16 protein-coding genes are annotated in these 18,172 nt (G+C 72.5%); 7 read left to right on the top strand and 9 right to left on the bottom strand.

Going from position 1 to position 18,172, the window contains the following annotated elements; genetic code table 11:
* Positions 1-3: 3 nt before the first annotated feature.
* Entirely contained in the window at positions 4-1,395 is a 1,392-nt protein-coding gene (locus AMK11_RS21450; RefSeq protein ID WP_073729620.1) for an MFS transporter, read from the bottom strand.
* Positions 1,396-1,750: 355 nt separating this feature from the next.
* Between AMK11_RS21450 and AMK11_RS21445 the strand changes: the two genes are divergently transcribed.
* Together AMK11_RS21445 and AMK11_RS21440 are read left to right on the top strand one after the other, a co-directional pair.
* Positions 1,751-2,674, top strand: a complete 924-nt coding sequence (locus tag AMK11_RS21445) for a DUF3027 domain-containing protein (protein ID WP_073729619.1) — start codon at positions 1,751-1,753, stop codon at positions 2,672-2,674.
* Between the two features lie 92 nt (positions 2,675-2,766).
* The gene (locus AMK11_RS21440; protein WP_073729618.1) at positions 2,767-5,889 is read left to right on the top strand and encodes a sacsin N-terminal ATP-binding-like domain-containing protein; all 3,123 of its coding nucleotides are present in this window, start codon (positions 2,767-2,769) and stop codon (positions 5,887-5,889) included.
* Between the two features lie 97 nt (positions 5,890-5,986).
* Here the strand turns inward: AMK11_RS21440 and AMK11_RS21435 are convergent, their stop codons facing one another.
* The 3 genes from AMK11_RS21435 to AMK11_RS21425 form a co-directional block, all read right to left on the bottom strand.
* The gene (locus AMK11_RS21435; RefSeq protein WP_073729617.1) at positions 5,987-8,380 is read right to left on the bottom strand and encodes an HAD-IC family P-type ATPase; all 2,394 of its coding nucleotides are present in this window, start codon (positions 8,378-8,380) and stop codon (positions 5,987-5,989) included.
* A gap of 99 nt (positions 8,381-8,479) precedes the next feature.
* Entirely contained in the window at positions 8,480-9,034 is a 555-nt protein-coding gene (locus AMK11_RS21430) for a GNAT family N-acetyltransferase (protein WP_073729616.1), read from the bottom strand.
* A gap of 5 nt (positions 9,035-9,039) precedes the next feature.
* The gene (locus AMK11_RS21425; protein ID WP_073729615.1) at positions 9,040-9,294 is read right to left on the bottom strand and encodes a DUF2530 domain-containing protein; all 255 of its coding nucleotides are present in this window, start codon (positions 9,292-9,294) and stop codon (positions 9,040-9,042) included.
* Between the two features lie 181 nt (positions 9,295-9,475).
* Between AMK11_RS21425 and AMK11_RS21420 the strand changes: the two genes are divergently transcribed.
* Positions 9,476-10,933, top strand: a complete 1,458-nt coding sequence (locus AMK11_RS21420) for an NCS2 family permease (protein WP_073729614.1) — start codon at positions 9,476-9,478, stop codon at positions 10,931-10,933.
* A 16-nt stretch (positions 10,934-10,949) separates the two neighbouring features.
* Here the strand turns inward: AMK11_RS21420 and AMK11_RS21415 are convergent, their stop codons facing one another.
* Positions 10,950-11,132, bottom strand: a complete 183-nt coding sequence (locus AMK11_RS21415; protein WP_198941424.1) for a ribbon-helix-helix protein, CopG family — start codon at positions 11,130-11,132, stop codon at positions 10,950-10,952.
* 156 nt (positions 11,133-11,288) lie between these two features.
* Here AMK11_RS21415 and AMK11_RS21410 point away from each other — a divergent pair, with 156 nt between their 5' ends.
* The 3 genes from AMK11_RS21410 to thpR are packed head-to-tail and all read left to right on the top strand — an operon-like array spanning position 11,289 to position 13,722.
* Positions 11,289-11,726 (top strand): MarR family winged helix-turn-helix transcriptional regulator, encoded by a 438-nt coding sequence (locus AMK11_RS21410; RefSeq protein WP_073729613.1) that lies wholly within the window; start codon positions 11,289-11,291, stop codon positions 11,724-11,726.
* 27 nt (positions 11,727-11,753) lie between these two features.
* The gene (locus tag AMK11_RS21405; RefSeq protein ID WP_073729611.1) at positions 11,754-13,115 is read left to right on the top strand and encodes an MFS transporter; all 1,362 of its coding nucleotides are present in this window, start codon (positions 11,754-11,756) and stop codon (positions 13,113-13,115) included.
* Positions 13,116-13,149: 34 nt separating this feature from the next.
* Positions 13,150-13,722: an RNA 2',3'-cyclic phosphodiesterase gene (gene thpR, locus AMK11_RS21400; RefSeq protein ID WP_073729609.1), complete on the top strand. Its 573-nt coding sequence runs from the start codon at positions 13,150-13,152 to the stop codon at positions 13,720-13,722.
* Positions 13,723-13,873: 151 nt separating this feature from the next.
* Here thpR and AMK11_RS21395 read toward each other — a convergent pair whose 3' ends face one another.
* The 3 genes from AMK11_RS21395 to AMK11_RS21385 form a co-directional block, all read right to left on the bottom strand.
* The gene (locus AMK11_RS21395; RefSeq protein WP_073729815.1) at positions 13,874-14,866 is read right to left on the bottom strand and encodes an aldo/keto reductase; all 993 of its coding nucleotides are present in this window, start codon (positions 14,864-14,866) and stop codon (positions 13,874-13,876) included.
* 52 nt (positions 14,867-14,918) lie between these two features.
* A complete protein-coding gene (locus tag AMK11_RS21390) occupies positions 14,919-15,506 on the bottom strand; it encodes a Uma2 family endonuclease (protein ID WP_073729607.1) in 588 nt (195 codons plus the stop codon).
* Positions 15,507-15,614: 108 nt separating this feature from the next.
* A complete protein-coding gene (locus tag AMK11_RS21385) occupies positions 15,615-16,295 on the bottom strand; it encodes an SGNH/GDSL hydrolase family protein (protein WP_073729605.1) in 681 nt (226 codons plus the stop codon).
* A gap of 111 nt (positions 16,296-16,406) precedes the next feature.
* Between AMK11_RS21385 and AMK11_RS21380 the strand changes: the two genes are divergently transcribed.
* Entirely contained in the window at positions 16,407-17,390 is a 984-nt protein-coding gene (locus tag AMK11_RS21380; RefSeq protein ID WP_073729814.1) for a hypothetical protein, read from the top strand.
* Here the strand turns inward: AMK11_RS21380 and AMK11_RS21375 are convergent.
* A complete protein-coding gene (locus tag AMK11_RS21375; RefSeq protein WP_073729603.1) occupies positions 17,364-18,161 on the bottom strand; it encodes a TetR/AcrR family transcriptional regulator in 798 nt (265 codons plus the stop codon). The genes AMK11_RS21380 and AMK11_RS21375 overlap by 27 nt on opposite strands.
* Between the last annotated feature and the right edge of the window lie 11 nt (positions 18,162-18,172).

The raw sequence follows: 18,172 nt of genomic DNA, 5'->3' as shown, positions 1-18,172 counted from the left end.
GCATCACGCCACCCTCGGCCGGGCCGCCCCCTTGTGCCGGGCCGAGTCGATCAGCCCCCGTACGGTCGTCAGCCACCCGGCGGCGACGATCGCCGCCGCCACCGCGAGGCCCAGCGTGCCGTTGAGCGGCAGCACGATGCCGACCGCGCCGCCCAGCACCCACGACACCTGGAGCAGCGTCTCCGAGCGCGCGAACGCCGACGTGCGCACCTGCTCCGGGACGTCCCGCTGGATCAGCGCGTCCAGCGACAGCTTGGCCAGCGCCTGCGCGAACCCGGCGACCGCCGCCAGGCACGCCACCAGCACGGTGCTGAAGAACACCGCCGCCGTGATCCCCGCGCCCAGCACCACGGCGACGACGGTCACGATGATGATCTCCGGGGCGCGTGAACGCAGCCACGCCCCGACCGCCGTGCCCAGCGCGTTGCCCGCGCCCGCCGCGACGCCCACGATGCCCAGCGAGACGGCCGCGCTCTGCCCGGACAGCGGGTGCACCCGCAGCAGGAAGGCGAGGAAGAAGATCAGGAACCCGGACAGGCAGCGGATCGCGGCGTTCGCGGCCAGCGCGTGCGTCACCGCCGGGCCCACCGTGCGCAGCCCGGGACGCTTGACGGGCTTGCGGTGCGGGCCGTGCAGGTGCCGTTCGTCGGCGGCGAGCAGCGCCCGGTCCTCGCCCCGCGCCGAGTCCACCTTCGGCGGCAGCGTGAACGACAGCACCGTCCCCGCCACGAAGATCACGAAGGCGCCGTACAGCGGCCAGCGCGGTCCGATCGCCTGCAGTCCCGCCGCGATCGGCGCGGCCACGCCGGTGGCGAGCAGCCCGCACAGGGTCACTCTCGAGTTCGCCTTCACCAGGGAGAACCGCGGCGGCAGCAGCCGCGGCACCACCGCACTTCTGACCACCCCGTACGCCTTCGAGGCGACCAGCACGCCGAGCGCCGCCGGATACATCTCGATGCTGCCGCTGATCACCGCCCCGGACAGCACCAGCGCGAGCAGCGCCCGCGCGCCCATCGCGGCCGCCATCGCCGCGCGCCGGCCGTGCGGCAGGCGGTCCAGGAGCGGGCCGATCACCGGGGCGAGGAGCGTGAACGGGGCCATGGTGATGGCCAGGTAGAGCGCGACCCGCCCGCGCGCCTCGTCGGTCGGCACGGAGAAGAAGACGGTGGAGGCGAGGGCGACGGTGATCATCACGTCGCCGGCGCCGTTCACGCCGTGCAGTTCGATCAGCTTGCCGAGACCGGACTCGCCCGCTCCGTGCGCGTGCGTCGCCTTGCGGATGCCGCGCGCCGTCCCGGTCACCGGCAGGCGCAGCGCCCGCCCGACAGCACGGAACCGGGAGCCGGGACCGCGCCCCCGGCTCCCGCCCTTGAACTCCGTCCGTGCGGCTGCCACCCCGTCATAGTGCCCCGAGAGCCGGGGCTGTAGCGTCCATACGGCACGTATGGCGGCCATCGAGTCGGGTGACACCGGCGCCGCGGGCGGGCCGGGAGCACCGGGGAACGGGCGGCCGTACCCCGCCGAAGCTGCCGTCGGTGTAGGCCCAGCGCACATGAGCAGGTAGCGTGCGTAGCGCGCCGTGGCGAACGTTCTCGGCCGCGCGCCGTACGGCCATCCCGCAGAATGGATGACGTAGGTGCGCCCGAGCGCGATCGGGCGCGGACGTCGACGCGGTCCACAGGTCCGCTCCGTCCGCCCCTCGCAGGCAGTGGCGCACTCGTGAGACGGCGTATGGAGAGAAGCGATACCTGTGAGCGCAGCGACAACGCGAAGCCGCACCCCTGACCGCCTGTGCGCCGAGGCCGTCGACCTCGCCCGGGCCGCGGCCGAGGAGGCCGCCGCCCCCGGCGTCGTCGGCGAGCACGAGGGGATGGTGTCGGAGGGCGACCGGGTCGTCACCCACTACTTCGCCTGCAAGGAGCTCGGCTACCGGGGCTGGCGCTGGGCCGTCACCGTGGCCCGCGCCTCCCGCGCCAAGATCGTCACGGTGGACGAGGCGGTGCTGCTGCCCGGCCCGGACGCCCTCCTCGCCCCCGAGTGGGTGCCGTGGAGCGAGCGGCTGCGCCCCGGCGACATGGGCCCCGGCGACCTGCTGCCCACCGACGCGGACGACCTGAGGCTGGAGCCCGGCTGGACCGGCGAGGACGAGCCGCCGCCGAACTCCGCCGTCTCCCACGAGATGGCCGACCTGGTGGAGGCGGAGGATGCGGAGCTGACCGCCGGACCGCCCGCCGAACTGCCGGCCGTCCCGGCCCGCGGCACGATCTCCGCGGTCGCCGAGGAGCTGGGCCTGCGCCGCTCCCGCGTCCTGTCCCGGTACGGGCTGCACGTCGCCGCCGACCGCTGGGAGGAGGGCTACGGCCCCAAGACCGCGATGGCCCAGGCGGCCCCCGCCTCCTGCGTCAGCTGCGGCTTCCTCGCCCGGATCGGCGGCTCGCTGGGGCAGGCCTTCGGAGTGTGCGCCAACGAGTTCTCCCCGGCCGACGGGCACGTCGTGTCGCTGGCCTACGGGTGCGGCGGGCACTCGGAGGCCGCGGTGATGCCGAAGCCGCCGCGGGTGGCTCCGCCGGTGATCGACGAGACGCGGGTCGACCCGTTCCCGCTGCGGCCGGCGGCGGACTCCGGGTCGGTGTCCGTGGCCGAGGACGAGGCGGCGGATCTCGGGCACTCGTAGCCGCGGCGCGGGCCGCGTCCGACGGGTGAGCGGATGAGGTGTGTCGTGGCTCGCGGCGGTACCTTCATGGTCCGTCGATGAGGAGAGTCACCGTGAGCATGTTCGTGCGGCCTGCCGCCGAGGGCGCCGATCCGTTCGGTACGGCACGTCTGCGGCGCGGGGTGCTGGACGCCTGGGCGACCAGCCCGGCCCGGTTCCGTGAGGACGCCAACGCGGAGGAGGACCTCGTCCTCGGCGGCTACCGCGACCGGCTCGTCGTCGAGCTGGCGCAGAACGCCGCCGACGCCGCCGCCCGCGCGGGCGTGCCCGGACGGCTCCGGCTCACCCTGCGCGACGGCGTCCTGGTCGCCGCCAACACCGGTGCCCCGCTGGACGCGGCCGGCGTCGAGTCGCTGTCCACGCTGCGCGCCTCCGCCAAGCGGGACGCCGGGCAGGGTGCCGTCGGCCGGTTCGGGGTCGGTTTCGCCGCCGTCCTCGCGGTCACCGACGAACCCGCCGTCGTCGGCCGGCACGGCGGCGTGCGCTGGTCCCTGGCCGAGGCGCGGGGACTGGCCGGCGACACCGCCCTGCACAGTCCCGGCCTGGGCGACGAGATCCGGCGGCGCGACGGACACGTCCCGCTGCTGCGGCTGCCGTTCCCCGCCGAGGGCAGCGCCCCGAGCCCCTACGACACGGCCGTCATCCTCCCGCTGCGCGACACGGCCGCCGCCGACCTCGCCGAACGGCTCCTGAACGCCGTGGACGACGCGCTGCTCCTCGCCCTGCCGGGCCTGGAGGAGGTCGTGGTGGAGACCGGGGACGCGCCCCGCACGCTGTCCCGCCGCACCGAGGGCCCGCTGACCGTCGTCGAGGACTCCCGGGAGGGCACGACCAGCTGGCGCACCTCCGTCGCGCACGGCCCGCTCACCCCCGACCTCCTCGCCGACCGGCCGGTCGAGGAACGGCTGCGCCCGCACTGGTCGGTGACCTGGGCGGTGCCCGTGGACGCCGACGGCGGCCCCGTCCGCCCCCGCACCAGCCCCGTCCTGCACGCCCCCACGCCCAGCGACGAACCCCTCGGCGTGCCCGCCTTGCTCATCGCGTCCTACCCGCTGGACTCCACCCGCCGGCACGCCGCGCGCGGCCCGCTGACCGACTTCCTGACCGAGCGGGCGGCGGACGCCTACGCCGGACTGCTCGCCGACTGGAGCCCGGTCTCCGCCGGCCTCGTCGACCTCGTGCCCGGACCGCTGGGCAAGGGCGAACTGGACGGCGCCCTGCGCCAGGCGATCCTCGAACGGCTGCCCCGCACCGCCTTCCTGCCGCCCGCCGCCGCACCGCGCGAGGACGACCCCGACCTGCCCGAGTCCCTGCGCCCCCGCGACGCCGAGGTGGCCGAGGGCGCGGGCGCCGACACCGTACGCGTCCTCGCCGAGGTGCTGCCGACGCTGCTGCCCGCCGGCCTGGAGCGCCGGGTGGAGCTGCGCACCCTGGGCGTGGCCCGCGTGCCGCTGACCGACGCGATCGACCGGCTGGCCGGGCTGGAGAAGGCCCCGGACTGGTGGCGGCGGCTGTACGACAGCCTCGCCGGGGTCGACCCCGACCGGCTGTCCGGGCTGCCCGTGCCCCTCGCGGACGGCCGTACGACCATCGGCCCCCGGCAGGTCCTCCTGCCCTCTCCGGACGCCGCCTCCCTCGACCCGGACGTCCTCACCCGTCTCGGCCTCAAGGTCGCCCACCCGGACGCCGCCCACCCGCTCCTGGAGAAGCTCGGCGCCCTCCCGGCCACCCCGCGCGCCGTGCTCACCACCCCGCAGGTGAGGGCCGCAGTCGCCGCCTCCCTCGACGACGAGGGCGGCAGCAACTGGGAGGAGGACACCCTCGACGCCGACGAACTGGCCGACACCGTCCTCGGCCTGGTCCGCGACGCCGGACTCGAACCCGGCGACGAACCCTGGCTCGGCGCCCTCGCCCTGACCGACGAGGACGGCGAACTCTCCCCGGCCGGCGAACTCGTCTTCCCCGACGGCCCCTTCGCCCGCGTCATGCGCGAGGACGAACTCGCCGTCGTGGACGCGGAACTGGCCGGGAAGTGGGGTCCGGAACCGCTGGCCGCCTGCGGCGTCCTCGTCACCTTCGCCCTCGTCCGCGCCACCGACGTCGTCCTCGACCCCGACGAACTGGAACCCCGCGAGGGCGACTTCGCCGAACCCGACGACGCGGGCCTGCTGGACGCGGTGGACGTGTGGAGCGAGGACGTCCTCGACCGCTTCCCCGACAGCCCCGTCCCGCCGGTCGCCACCGAGATCGTCGCCGTGCGCGACCTCGACCTCGTCGACGACGACCGCTGGCCCGAGGCCCTCGCCCTGCTCTCCCGGCCGCCGCTGCGCGACGCGCTGGTCCAGCCGGTGCGCGTCCTGCTGCACGACGGCACCCACGAGGTCGTACGGCCCTACACCGCGTGGTGGCTGCGCGGGCACCCCGTGCTCGGCGGCCGCCGCCCGGCCGGGCTGCGCGCGGCGGGCGGCGACCCGCTGCTGCGCGGCCTGTACGACGAGGCCGACGCGTCCGGCTTCGAGGACGAGCAGGTACTGCGGGCGCTGGGCGTACGCACCTCGGTGGCCGCCCTGCTCGACGAGCCCGGCGGCGCGGCCGAGCTGCTGGACCGCCTCGCCGACCCCGAACGCCCCGTCACCGCCGCCCAGCTCCACGCCCTCTACGGTGCGCTGGCCGACCTGGACCCCGAGCAGGTCACCCTGCCGGACGAGGTGCGGGCCGTGGTCGACGGCGAGGTGCGCGTGGTGGACGCCGCCGACGCGGTGGTCGTCGACTCGCCCGACCTGCTGCCCTTCACGTCCGGCGTCCCGCTGCTGCCGGTGCGCCCGGCCCGTGCCGCCGAACTGGCGGAGCTGTTCCAGGTGCGGCGGCTGAGCGAGTCCGTCACCGGCGCGGTGGACTCCGAGGGCACGGAACACGACGTACCGGAGCCGGTGCGGGTGCTGCTGGGGGCGCGGACGCCGGTGTCGTACGTGGAGCACGATGAGCTGGTCGTCGACGGCGTTGAGATCGACTGGCGGGTGACGGACGACGGGGCGTTGCATGCGGCGACGCTGGAGGGAGTGGCGGCCGGGCTGGCCTGGGCGGCGGGGCAGTGGCCGCGACGGTTCGAGGTGGCGGCGCTGCTGGAGGACGAGTCGCGGACGGAGGAGTTGGCGAGGGACCGCTGGTTCGACTGACGGGCGCGCCCCAAAGGGGCGCGGGGCTGTGTTCGACATGCGGCTCCGCCGCGTGGGCGCGACCAGCCACGATGGCGCGGCAGTCGGCCACGGACCGTCACACCGGGAAGCGGCGGTCCACCCACCGCCACGTCACCTCCAGCAGACCCGCACCGACCACCGCGATGCCGACGGCAGTCCACGGCATCGTCACCCCCACCAGCTTCAGCGCGAAGAAGTCCTGCAACCACGGCACTACCAGCACGATCACAAAGCCCAGCCCCATCGCCGCCACCAGCAGTACCCGCCACCACGTGTACGGCCGGGCGATGATCGCCAGCACCCACATCGACACCAGGAACAGCGTCAGCGTCGCCGCGCTGGTCTCCGCGTCCAGCGCGCCCGGCCCCGAGTAGTGCTGCCGGGCGACGAGGTACGTCGCGAAGGTCGCCGTCGCGGCCACGATCCCGCCCGGGATCGCGTACCGCATCACGCGCCGGACGAAGTGCGGCTTGGCCCGTTCCTTGTTCGGGGCGAGGGCCAGGAAGAAGGCCGGGACGCCGATGGTGAGCGTGGAGAGCAGGGTCAGGTGGCGGGGCAGGAACGGGTACTCGACCTGCGAGCAGACCACGAGGATCGCCAGCAGCACCGAGTACACGGTCTTCACCAGGAACAGGGTCGCCACCCGCGTGATGTTGCCGATGACGCGGCGCCCCTCGGCCACCACCGACGGCAGCGTGGCGAAGCTGTTGTTCAGCAGCACGATCTGCGCGACCGCCCGCGTGGCCTCCGAACCGGAGCCCATCGCCACGCCGATGTCGGCGTCCTTGAGCGCAAGGACGTCGTTGACGCCGTCGCCGGTCATCGCGACCGTGTGCCCGCGTGACTGGAGGGCGCCCACCATGTCCCGCTTCTGCTGCGGGGTGACCCGGCCGAACACCGTGCCCTCGTCCAGCGCCCCCGCCATCTCCTCCTGGCCGGCAGGCAGCCGGCGCGCGTCGACGGTCGCGCCGGACAGCCCGAGCTTGGCGGCCACCGCGCCGACCGACACCGCGTTGTCCCCGGAGATGACCTTGGCGCGGACGTCCTGGTCGGCGAAGTAGCGCAGGGTGTCGGCGGCGTCCGGGCGCAGCCGCTGCTCCAGGACGACCAGGGCCGTGGGCGTCACGTCCTCGGCCACCGCGGGGTCGTCCAGGTCCCGCCGGGCGCGGGCCAGCAGCAGCACCCGCAGCCCCTGCTCGTTGAGCCGCCCGGTCTCCGCGAGGGCGGGGTCGTCCTCGGCCAGCAGGACGTCGGGCGCGCCCAACAGCCAGGTGCCGGTGGCGCCGTCGGTCTCGCTGAGGGCGGCGCCGCTGTACTTGCGGGCGGAGGAGAAGGGCAGCGACTCGGTGCAACGCCAGTCCTCGGGCGCCGGGTACGCGGCGATCACGGCCTGGAGGGAGGCGTTGGGGCGGGGGTCGGACTCGCCGAGGGCACCGAGCACCGTACGGACGTACGCCTCGTCGGCGCCGTCGAGCGTGCGCAGCTCGGTGACGTCCATGCCGCCCTCGGTGAGGGTGCCGGTCTTGTCGAGGCAGACCGTGTCGACGCGGGCCAGGCCCTCGATGGCGGGCAGCTCCTGGACGAGGCACTGCTTGCGGCCGAGGCGGATGACGCCGATCGCGAAGGCGACGGAGGTCAGCAGGACCAGGCCCTCCGGGACCATGGGCACGATGCCGCCGACGGTCCGGGCGATCGAGTCGTCCAGCTCGTTGTCCTTGGCGAGGAGCTGGCTGAGGATCAGGCCGAGCGCGGTGGGGACCATCATCCAGGTGACGTACTTCAGGATCGTGGAGATGCCGGAGCGCAGCTCGGACTGGACCAGGGTGAAGCGGGAGGCCTCCTCGGCGAGCTGGACGGCGTAGGCCTCGCGGCCGACCTTGGTCGCCTGGAACGCGCCGCCGCCCGCGACCACGAAGGAGCCGGACATGACCTGGTCCCCGGGCCGCTTGACGACCGGGTCGGCCTCGCCGGTGAGCAGCGACTCGTCGATCTCCAGCCCGTCCGACTCGACGCACACCCCGTCGACGACGGCCTTGTCCCCGGGACCGATCTCGATCACGTCGTCCAGCACGATCTCGGAGGTGCTGACGTCGGTGGCCGTCCCGTCCCGGCGCACGGTCGGCCGGGCCTCGCCGATCAGGGCCAGGGAGTCGAGGGTCTTCTTCGCCCGCCACTCCTGGATGATGCCGATGCCGGTGTTGGCGAGGATCACGAAGCCGAACAGGCTGTCCTGGATCGGCGCCACGATCAGCATGATCACCCAGAGCACGCCGATGATCGCGTTGAAGCGGGTGAAGACGTTGGCGCGGACGATGTCGGTCAGCGAGCGGCTGCTGCGTACGGGTACGTCGTTGACCTGGCCGCGCGCCACCCGTTCGGCGACCCCGGCCGCCGTCAGGCCGGTCGCCGGGGTCGGGGTGTGAACGGGGCGCGCGGAGTCGAGTCGGTCGTCCGCGTCGAGATGCGTCATGCGTTCGACGGTACGTGCGGGTTTGGGGCGTCACCCGCCGAATGCCTGGAAGTTCCGACCTGGGTATGACGGGCGGCGGGGATGGGTGATGCCCAGGTACTACGGGGTGTGGGCCGTGGGGTGGTGCGGGCCGGGGTCCGCGGGGCCGCGCGGGTTTCCGGCGTCGCGCAGGTCCGCCAGGTCGCGCCGGAAGGTCAGTCCCGCGCGCCCGTCGAGCCGCGTCTCGCCGGTGCGGACGAAGCCGGTGCGGGCGAGCACGGCCTGCGAGGCGGCGTTGTCGACGGTGGCCGCCGCCCGCAGCGCCGTCAGCCCGTAGTTCCGGGCGGCGAGGGCGCAGACCTCCCGCACGGCCCTGGTGGCCAGGCCCTGCCCGGCGGCCCGCTCGGCGATCCGGTAGCCGAGGTCGGCGACGCCCCGCTCGACGTCCACGAGGTTGACCCGGCCGAGTATCCCGCCGTCGGCGCCGACCAGCACGTGGAAGTGGCAGACACCGGCCTCCTGCTCGGCCAGCAGCGCGCGGAGCCGTTCGTCGAAGTGGGCGAACCAGTCGTCGCCCCGGTCGGGTACGGAGGCGGCGAACCAGGCGCGGTTCTCCCGTTCGAAGGCGAGCAGGGCGGGCGCGTGGGCGGCGTGCAGGCGCCGCAGTCCGGGCACGGGCGTCAGCCCGCGTCCCGTGCGGCCCGTTTGAGGGCCGCGTCGCGCTTGCGCACGTACCAGATGCCGATCAGGCCGAGCCCGGCGCCGGCCAGGCAGGTCCACACCCACCAGGTGTGCCCGTGGTCGTCGAACCAGCCGTAGAAGGGCAGCTGCGCCAGGAAGAGGACGAACCACAGGACGGTGCCGCCGACGATGGTCGGAACCACGGGGCCCTCCAGGGGCTCCGGTGCCTCGTGCGTGGGTGTCCACTTCGTCATGCGTACAGCTTACGAGGCGCCCGGCGGCGGTCCGACGGGGCGCCGCCACCCCAGGTCTACGCGCGGAGATAGCGATCAGGGGCTCATACGTTCATACTGAACCCGTTTGTCTCTGACCGCTTTCATTCGTAGGAAACGCCAACAAGGCCGTGGGGGAACCTGTTGGTGATGAGGTCCTCGCATGCCCACCTCGGCCTCCGCCAAGGTCCCCCCGTCCCCCGAGTCGCCGGAAGACCGGCGGCCCCCGCAGAACGGCCTCGACCGCTACTTCAAGATCTCCGAGCGCGGCAGCACCCTGTCCCGTGAGATCCGCGGCGGCTTCGCCACCTTCTTCGCGATGGCCTACATCATCGTGCTGAACCCGATCATCCTGGGCAGCGCGAAGGACATGTACGGCAACCAGCTCGACAACGGTCAGCTGGTCACCGCGACCGCCCTCACGGCGGCCTTCACCACGCTCCTGATGGGCGTCATCGGCAACGTCCCGATCGCGCTCGCCGCCGGTCTCGGCGTGAACTCCGTCGTCGCCCTCCAGCTCGCCCCGCGGATGTCCTGGCCGGACGCCATGGGCATGGTGGTGCTCGCCGGTTTCGTCGTGATGCTGCTGGTCGCCACCGGCCTGCGCGAGCGCGTCATGAACGCCGTGCCCCACGGACTGCGCAAGGCCATCGCGATCGGCATCGGTCTGTTCATCCTGCTGATCGGCCTCGTCGACTCCGGGTTCGTCACCCGGATGCCGGACGCCGCGCAGACCACCGTCCCGCTCCAGCTGGGCACGGGCGGCCATCTGCTCGGCTGGCCGGTGCTGGTCTTCGTCCTCGGTGTGCTGCTCACCCTGGCGCTGATCGTCCGCAAGACCCCCGGCGCGATCCTGATCTCGATCGTCGTGATGACCGTCGTAGCGATGGTCATCAACCTGGTCGCCGACGTCCCCTCCTGGGGCCTGACCACCCCCGAGTGGCCCGGCAACCCGGTCGCCACCCCGGACTTCGGCCTGGTCGGCGAGGTCAGCCTGTTCGGCGGGTTCGAGAAGGTCGGCATCCTGACCGGGGTGCTGTTCGTGTTCACCGTCCTGCTGTCGTGCTTCTTCGACGCGATGGGCACGATCATGGCGGTCAGCGACGAGGCGAAGCTGACCGACGGCGAGGGCCAGATGCCGGGCATCAACAAGGTCCTGTTCGTCGACGGCATCGCGGTCGCCACCGGCGGTGCCAGCTCCGCGTCGGCGACGACCTGCTTCGTGGAGTCCACGGCCGGCGTCGGCGAGGGTGCCCGCACCGGCTTCGCGAACATCGTCAGCGGCGGGCTGTTCGCCCTGGCCCTGTTCCTCACGCCGGTCGCCACGATGGTGCCGTCCCAGGCGGCCACCCCGGCGCTGGTCGCGGTCGGCTTCCTGATCCTGGCCGGTTCGATCGGGGAGATCGACTGGAGCGACTTCACGATCGCCATCCCGGCGTTCCTGACGATGCTGATGATGCCGTTCACCTACTCGATCACCAACGGCATCGGCATGGGCTTCATCGCCTTCTCCGTGCTGCGCCTGGCCGTCGGGCGGGGCCGCGAGGTCCCGGTCACGATGTACGCGGTGTCGGCGGTCTTCGCCTTCTACTACCTGATGCCGGCCCTGGGCCTGACCTGACCCGTGCGGGGCACGCTCACGTGACCCCGTAGAACCGTTCCGTCTCCTCCACGGCGGACTGGAACCGCTCGTCGAAGTCATCACGGATGAGCGTCCGGACGACATAGTCCTGGACGCTCATTCCTCTTTTCGCCGCATGGTGCCGGAGCCGGTCGAGCAGCTCCCCGTCTATCCGCAGGCTGAGCACGCTGGTCCCCATGGGCACGAGGGTCACCCCCACCGGACGGGTGGTGCTCCGATTTCCGGAAACGACTCACTCGTACGGGTGAACTGCGGGTTTCAGTGGCGGGCGTCACGGGCACGCGGGCGGTTGTGCGGTGGTATTTCGCCAGACTAATGAGTTACGCTAAGGAACATGCCGGACCTCAAGCATGGCGACGACGCCGCCGCCGTGAACTCCCTGCGCTCCGCCGTGATGCGGTTGTCCCGTCGGCTCAAGCACCAGCGGGTCGACGAGTCGCTCAGTCCGACCGAGATGTCGGTGCTGGGGACCCTGTCCAACTGCGGCAGCGCGACCCCGGGCGAGCTCGCCCGCAAGGAACACGTCCAGCCGCCGTCGATGACCCGCATCGTGGCGCTGCTGGAGGCGAAGGGGCTGGTCCGGCTGGAGCCGCATCCCGAGGACCGGCGCCAGAAGGTCGTGACGCAGACCGAGCAGGCCGTGGTGATGCTCGAGGAGAGCCGCCGCAAGCGGAACGCGTTCCTGGCCACGCTGGTCGAGGGACTCGACGAGGAGGAGTGGGCGGCCCTGCGCGCCGCCGCCCCCGTGCTCGAGAAGCTGGCCCACGTGTAAGCAGCACCGACGAGGAGGCGAACCTTTTTGAGTACGGGACCCGGAGCAGCTTCCGCCCCCGCACCCGACGGCCACGACGACCCGACCACCCCCGGCACTCGTCGTAAGACCTCGATGTTCGCCTCCCTGAAGGTCAGGAACTACCGCCTGTTCTTCACGGGCCAGGTCGTCTCGAACATCGGCACCTGGATGCAGCGCATCGCCCAGGACTGGCTGGTGCTGAGCCTCACCGGCTCCTCGGCCGCCGTCGGCATCACCACCGCCCTGCAGTTCCTGCCGATGCTGCTCTTCGGCCTCTACGGCGGTGTCCTCGTCGACCGCCTGCGCAAGCGCCCCGCGCTGCTGGTCACGCAGTCCTCGATGGCGGTGACCGCGCTCTTCCTCGCCGTTCTCACCCTCACCGGCCACGTGCAGGTCTGGCATGTCTACGTCGCCGCCTTCGCGATGGGCCTGGCCACCGTGGTCGACAACCCGGCCCGCCAGTCCTTCGTCGCCGAGCTCGTCGGCCGCGACCAGCTCCAGAACGCGGTCAGCCTCAACTCGGCCAACTTCCAGTCCGCCCGCCTGGTCGGCCCCGCCGTCGCCGGTCTGATGATCACCGGGGTGGGCACCGGCTGGGCGTTCCTCGCCAACGGCCTGTCCTTCGTCGCGCCGCTGAGCTGCCTGCTGCTGATGCGCGCCCGGGAACTGCACGCCGTCGAGCGCACGCCGCGCGGCAAGGGCCAGCTGCGGGAGGGCCTGCACTACGTCGCCGGACGCCCCGAGTTGATCTGGACCATCACTCTGGTCGGTTTCATCGGCACCTTCGGCTTCAACTTCCCGGTCTTCCTGTCCGCCTTCGCCGACGACGTCTTCCACGCCGGGGCCGGCGCCTACAGCCTCTTCAACACCCTCATGGCCGTCGGTTCGGTGGCCGGCGCCCTGCTCGCCGCCCGGCGCGGCACGGCCCGCCTGCGGGTCCTGATCGCGGCGGCGCTCGCCTTCGGCGCCCTGGAGATGGTGGCGGCGACGGTCCCCGAGCTGTGGCTGTTCGCGCTGCTGATGGTCCCGATCGGCGTCTTCAGCATGACGGTCAACGTCACCGCCAACACCAGCATCCAGATGTCCACCGACCCGGCCATGCGGGGCCGCGTCATGTCCCTCTACATGATGGTCTTCCTCGGCGGCTCCCCGGTCGGCGCCCCGATCGTCGGCTGGGTCACCGACACCTACGGCGCCCGCGCGGGCTTCGCCGCGGGCGGCGCGGTGGCGGCGACGGCCGCGCTCGTCATCGGCCTGATCCTGGCCCGCGTCGGCAACCTGCGCCTGTCGGTGGGCTGGCACCGGGGACACCCGCAGGTGCGGTTCGTGCCGCGTGAGCGGCGGGAGGAGCTGGCGCCGGCGGCGTAGGGGCCGGGCGGGAAGGGTCTGACAGGGTGCTGCCATGAGACTGTTCGCCGCCGTACTGCCCCCCGAGGACGTCACCGCCGCCCTCGCCGCCGAGGTGGCGGCGCTGAAGAGGCTGCCCGGTGCGGAGGAGCTGCGCTGGACCGGTCGTCCCGGCTGGCACTTCACCCTCGCCTTCTACGGAGAGGTCGACGACGACCTCGTACCGGACGTGTCGGCCCGCCTGCAGCGGGCGGCCCACCGCACCGCCCCCTTCGGGTTGGCGTTGCGCGGAGGCGGCCAGTTCGGACACGGGCGGGCCCTGTGGACCGGTGCGGAGGGTGACCTGGCGACGCTGCGGCTGCTCGCCGACCGGGCGGAGTCGGCGGGGCGCAGGGCGGGCGTCGAGATGGGGGAGCACCGGCGCTACAAGCCCCACCTGACGGTGGCCCGCAGCCGGGAGGCGTACGACACGCGACCGTACGTCGATGCCCTGGACGGCTTCACCAGCCGTACCTGGACGGTCACCGACCTCGCACTGGTGCGCAGCAACCTGCCGAGGTCCGGGGTGCCGGGCGAGCAGCCCCGTTACGAGACGGTCGCCCGCAGCCCGCTCGGCGCGTCCGGTTAGGCTCGGGGACGTGGACCCGAAGACCCGTAACCGGATCATGGCCGGTGTGCTCGTGCTGATGCTCGTGGTGGTGGCGGTGGCGGCGGCCCTCGGCTGACCTGGCCGTGGGCGCCGCCGCCCCGCTCACCACGTCACCGCGCTGCGCGCTCAGCTACCAGGCGAACGCCTCCGGCGAGGGCCCCGGCCCCGGGAAGATCTCGTCCAGCCCGGCCAGCAGCTCGTCCGACAGCTCCAGCTCCGCGGCCCGCAGCGCCGACGTGAGCTGCTCGGCCGTGCGCGGGCCGACGATCGGGCCGGTCACGCCGGGCCGGGTCAGCAGCCAGGCCAGCGCGGCCTCGCCGGGCTCGACGCCGTGCTTGTCGAGCAGGTCCTCGTACGCCTGGATCTGAGCCCGCTTCGCCGGGTCGGCCAGGGTGTCGGCCGCCCGGCCGGAGGCGCGGCGCCCGCCCTGGACCTCCTTCTTGATCACGCCGCCGAGCAGCCCGCCGTGCAGCGGCGACCACGGGATGACGCCCAGGCCGTAGTCCTGCGCGGCCGGAATCACCTCCATCTCGGCGCGGCGCTCGGCCAGGTTGTACAGGCACTGCTCGCTGACCAGCCCGATGGTGCCGCCGCGCCGGGCGGCGGTCTCGTTGGCCTGGGCGATCTTGTAGCCCGGGAAGTTCGACGACCCGGCGTACAGCACCTTGCCCTGCTGCACCAGCGTGTCGACGGCTTGCCAGATCTCGTCGAAGCCGGTGGAGCGGTCGATGTGGTGGAACTGGTAGAGGTCGATGCGGTCGGTTTGGAGCCGCTTCAGACTGGCGTCGACCGCCCGCCGGATGTTCACGGCGGACAGCTTGTCGTGGTTCGGCCACGCCTCGCCGTCGGCGCCCATGTTGCCGTACACCTTGGTGGCGATCACGGTCTTGTCGCGCCGGTCGCCGCCCTGGGCGAACCAGTTGCCGATGATCTCCTCGGTGCGGCCCTTGTTCTCGCCCCAGCCGTACACGTTGGCGGTGTCGAAGAAGTTGATGCCGGCGTCCAGTGCCGCGTCCATGATGGCGTGGCTGTCGGCCTCGTCGGTCTGCGGACCGAAGTTCATCGTCCCGAGGACGAGCCGGCTGACCTTGAGTCCTGTGCGTCCCAGCTGCGTGTACTCCATGGTCTCCAAGCCAACGGCTTGGAGTGCGCTCCAGGCAAGCGGGTTCGGTCGGTCAGTCGCGGGGGAAGGTGTCGGTCCTGAGGGTGAGGCCGAGGACGGTGTCGGTGAGGTCCAGTTCCTGTCCGAAGGCGACGCGGGTCTCGGTGGTGTAGTCGCCGTCCTTGGGGTGCGTGAAGATGTGGCAGCGGCCCTGGTACGGGTCGGCGATGAGGTAGAGCGGGACCTCCGCGGTGGCGTAGGCGAGTTTCTTGGGGCCGTAGTCGTTGGCGGCGGTGCCTTTGGAGATGACCTCGGCTACGAACTCGACGTCCTCGTAGCGCCAGTGGCCCGTTTCGTCCTCCTCCGCCCCGTCACGGAACTTGGCCACGTCGGGGCAGAAGGCGTTCCCGAGTCCCGGGAAGTCGATGCGGACGTCCGAGAAGAGTTCGACGTCCATACCGAAGCGGTCTTCGATGGCTCGTTCGATACGGCGGATGATCTTGTGGTGGGTGCGGCGCTGCGGTGTCATGTGGACGTTGCCCCCGACGATCTCGACCCTGAATCCTTCGGGGACGGGCATCCGCTCCAGCCGCTCGAACCACTCGTCCAGGCGCTGGGTGTTGGCATCGGCCATGGCGATCCTGTCGTCAACGACGGTCATCGTGGCACTCCTCCCCGGCTGTCCCACGGGCGGGAGCAGCCGCGCGGTACAACGATACGCACGGCGACCGGGACACGGGGGACGCGCATATGCCAGAGGCGCGGGCGCCTACGAAAAGGCGCAGTACGGCCCGCCCAGCTCCCACTCCTCGTGCAGCGCCTCCGCGAACGCGCCCGCGATCCGGTGCTCGCCGCTCTCGTTGGGATGCGTGCCGTCGTAGGTGTCCGTGTGGAAGTCGTACGCCGTCGGCGGCGGGACCAGCAGCAGCGGGGAGCCGGGTGCGTCGAGGTCGGCGACCGTCTTCGCGAGGAGGTCGTTGAAGCGGTGGACCTGCCCGGCGAAGGTCTCGTCGGCGTCCACCCGGATGTTGTGCAGCACCGGCATCACGGCCGTGCGCACGCGCGGGTTCGCCGAGCGGGCGTTCGCCACGAAGGCGCGGACGTTGTCGGCGGTCTGCTCCGCGTTGGTGTAGAAGCCGAGGTCGATGAGGCCGAGGGAGACCAGGAGCACGTCCGCGCGGCAGGCGCGTACCGTCTCGGCGATGACCGGGGTCATGTGGTGCCACCCCTCGCCCCAGCCCGCCAGGTGCGCGCGGGGGAAGTCCGGGTCGGCGTAGGCGTACGAGACCGGCTCGTCCGTCGACGGGTCGTGCAGCGTCTCGCGCGGGCCCACGAACGTGAAGGGCCGGCCGTAGGAGTCGCGCAGGTGCTGCCACAGACGGTAGCGCCACGTGTGTTCGCCTGCGCTCCCTATCGTCATGGAGTCACCGACGAACATGAACCTGAGCATCCGCTCATCATGGACGATGCACGGACGATGCGCCTGACCGTCGCTATGTGAGCCCGGCCACGCAGCGTGACCGTCACCGTGAACGGCCGCGCGGGATGGCAGGCTTGGCGCATGCGCCGATCTCTCGCCCTCCTCGCCTCGGCCCTCCTCGTGGGTGCGTTGGCCGTGCCCGCCTCCGCCGCCGACGGGGACGACGGGAGCGACGGCTTCACGATCAGGGACCCGCGCATCACCGAGTCCAGCGGCCTCGCCGCCTCCCGCCTCCACCCCGGCGTCTACTGGACGCACAACGACCAGGACAACGGCCCCTACCTCTACGCCGTGGACGGCTCCACCGGCGAGACCGTCGCCCGGGTCGCCCTTTCCGGCGTGGGCACGCCCCGGGACGTCGAGGCGATCTCCATCGGCCCCGGCAACAAGATCTTCGTCGGCGACATCGGCGACAACCTCGGCGGCACCTGGCCGTACGTGTGGATCTACGAGCTGCCCGAGCCGGCGGAGCTGAAGGACCAGACGGTCCAGGCGACCCAGTACGTCGTGAAGTACGCGGACGGCGCGCGCGACGCCGAGTCGATGGCCGTCCACCCGAAGACCGGGCGGGTCTACATCATCGACAAGAACGAGAACGGCGGGCACCTGTACGAGGGACCCGAGAAGCTCTCCGCCTCCGGCACCAACGTCTTCCGGCGCGCCGCCCCCGTAGAGCTGTGGGCCACCGACGCCGCCTTCTCCCCGGACGGGAAGACGCTCGCCGTGCGCGGCTACCTCGGGGGCATCTGGTACGACTGGAACGGCGGGAAGATCCAGCGCAAGGGGCGGATCAGCGTGCCGCTGGGACAGGGCGAGTCCGTCACCTACACCCCCGACGGGAAGAAGCTGCTGCTCGGCATGGAGGGGACGAACAGCCCGGTCAAGGCCGAGGACGCGCCGGGGGGCGGGAGCGGCGGGTCCGGCAGGGGCGGCTCCGACGCCTCGGGCGGGGGCGACGACGGGGCCGGCGGTCCGGGCGGGGACACGCTCAAGGTCGGGGCGGTCGGGCTGCTCGTGGCGTGCGCCGTCCTGTTCGGCCTACGACGGGTCTTCCGCCGCCGCTGACCCGTCCGGCGTGCGCCGCGCGGCCACCAGCACCTCCAGCCCGTCCAGGATGCGCTGCAGCCCGAAGTCGAAGTGGTCGAAGCCGGTGCCGAAGGCGTCCTCGGAGAGGGAGGCCAGCACGGGGTAGCGGCCGCTGGTCATGGCCTTCACCAGCACCGGTTCCTGGGCCTGCCAGAACTGCGCGTCGGTGAGCCCCGAGGTGCGTTCCGCCTCCTCCTGGTACACCTGCGTGCGGGCGGCCCCGACGACGTACCCGTCGATCAGGACGAGCGCCGAGACCAGCTCGGGGTCGGTCAGGCCCATCGGCTTGATCCGGGCGAGCACCTTCTCCATGCCGTCCAGCGCGCTCGGGCCCAGGATCGGGCGGGACTGGTTGACCTCCAGCAGCCAGGTGTGGCGGCGGTAGAGGGCAAGGGTGGCGTGGCCGAGCGCCGCCAGCGCCGAACGCCAGTCGCCGTCACCGAGGTCGCCGAGTTCGCCGGGGTCCTCGGAGGGACGCTGCACGCGGTCCAGCATGAGGTCGAGGAGTTCGGCCTTGCCGGGGACGTAGCGGTACAGGGACATGGTGCCGGTCCCCAGCTCGGTGGCGATGCGGCGCATCGAGACGGCACCGAGCCCGTCCCGGTCGGCGACCTCGACGGCCGCCTCCACGATCCGCTCCAGCGTCAGCCCCGGCTTGGGCCCACGGCTGGGCCGTCGGCCGGTGTCCCACAACAGTTCCATGGTGCGGTTGACGTCACCGCTGCCACTGGTCTCCGTACCGCTCGCCATGAGGTCAGTCT

Origin of the sequence: Streptomyces sp. CB02414 (assembly GCF_001905385.1) — a bacterium.
In the GTDB taxonomy this organism is placed as follows: Bacteria; Actinomycetota; Actinomycetes; order Streptomycetales; family Streptomycetaceae; genus Streptomyces.
This window is presented reverse-complemented; position numbering and strand designations above follow the sequence as displayed.

Coding starts and splice junctions, on each gene's coding strand:
- AMK11_RS21425 (WP_073729615.1), bottom strand. CDS start 9,294: ATGACGAAGTGGACACCCACGCACGAGGCACCGGAGCCCCTGGAGGGC.
- AMK11_RS21410 (WP_073729613.1), top strand. CDS start 11,289: ATGCCGGACCTCAAGCATGGCGACGACGCCGCCGCCGTGAACTCCCTG.
- AMK11_RS21420 (WP_073729614.1), top strand. CDS start 9,476: ATGCCCACCTCGGCCTCCGCCAAGGTCCCCCCGTCCCCCGAGTCGCCG.
- AMK11_RS21390 (WP_073729607.1), bottom strand. CDS start 15,506: ATGACCGTCGTTGACGACAGGATCGCCATGGCCGATGCCAACACCCAG.
- thpR (WP_073729609.1), top strand. CDS start 13,150: ATGAGACTGTTCGCCGCCGTACTGCCCCCCGAGGACGTCACCGCCGCC.
- AMK11_RS21375 (WP_073729603.1), bottom strand. CDS start 18,161: ATGGCGAGCGGTACGGAGACCAGTGGCAGCGGTGACGTCAACCGCACC.
- AMK11_RS21435 (WP_073729617.1), bottom strand. CDS start 8,380: ATGACGCATCTCGACGCGGACGACCGACTCGACTCCGCGCGCCCCGTT.
- AMK11_RS21385 (WP_073729605.1), bottom strand. CDS start 16,295: ATGCTCAGGTTCATGTTCGTCGGTGACTCCATGACGATAGGGAGCGCA.
- AMK11_RS21395 (WP_073729815.1), bottom strand. CDS start 14,866: ATGGAGTACACGCAGCTGGGACGCACAGGACTCAAGGTCAGCCGGCTC.
- AMK11_RS21415 (WP_198941424.1), bottom strand. CDS start 11,132: ATGGGGACCAGCGTGCTCAGCCTGCGGATAGACGGGGAGCTGCTCGAC.
- AMK11_RS21380 (WP_073729814.1), top strand. CDS start 16,407: ATGCGCCGATCTCTCGCCCTCCTCGCCTCGGCCCTCCTCGTGGGTGCG.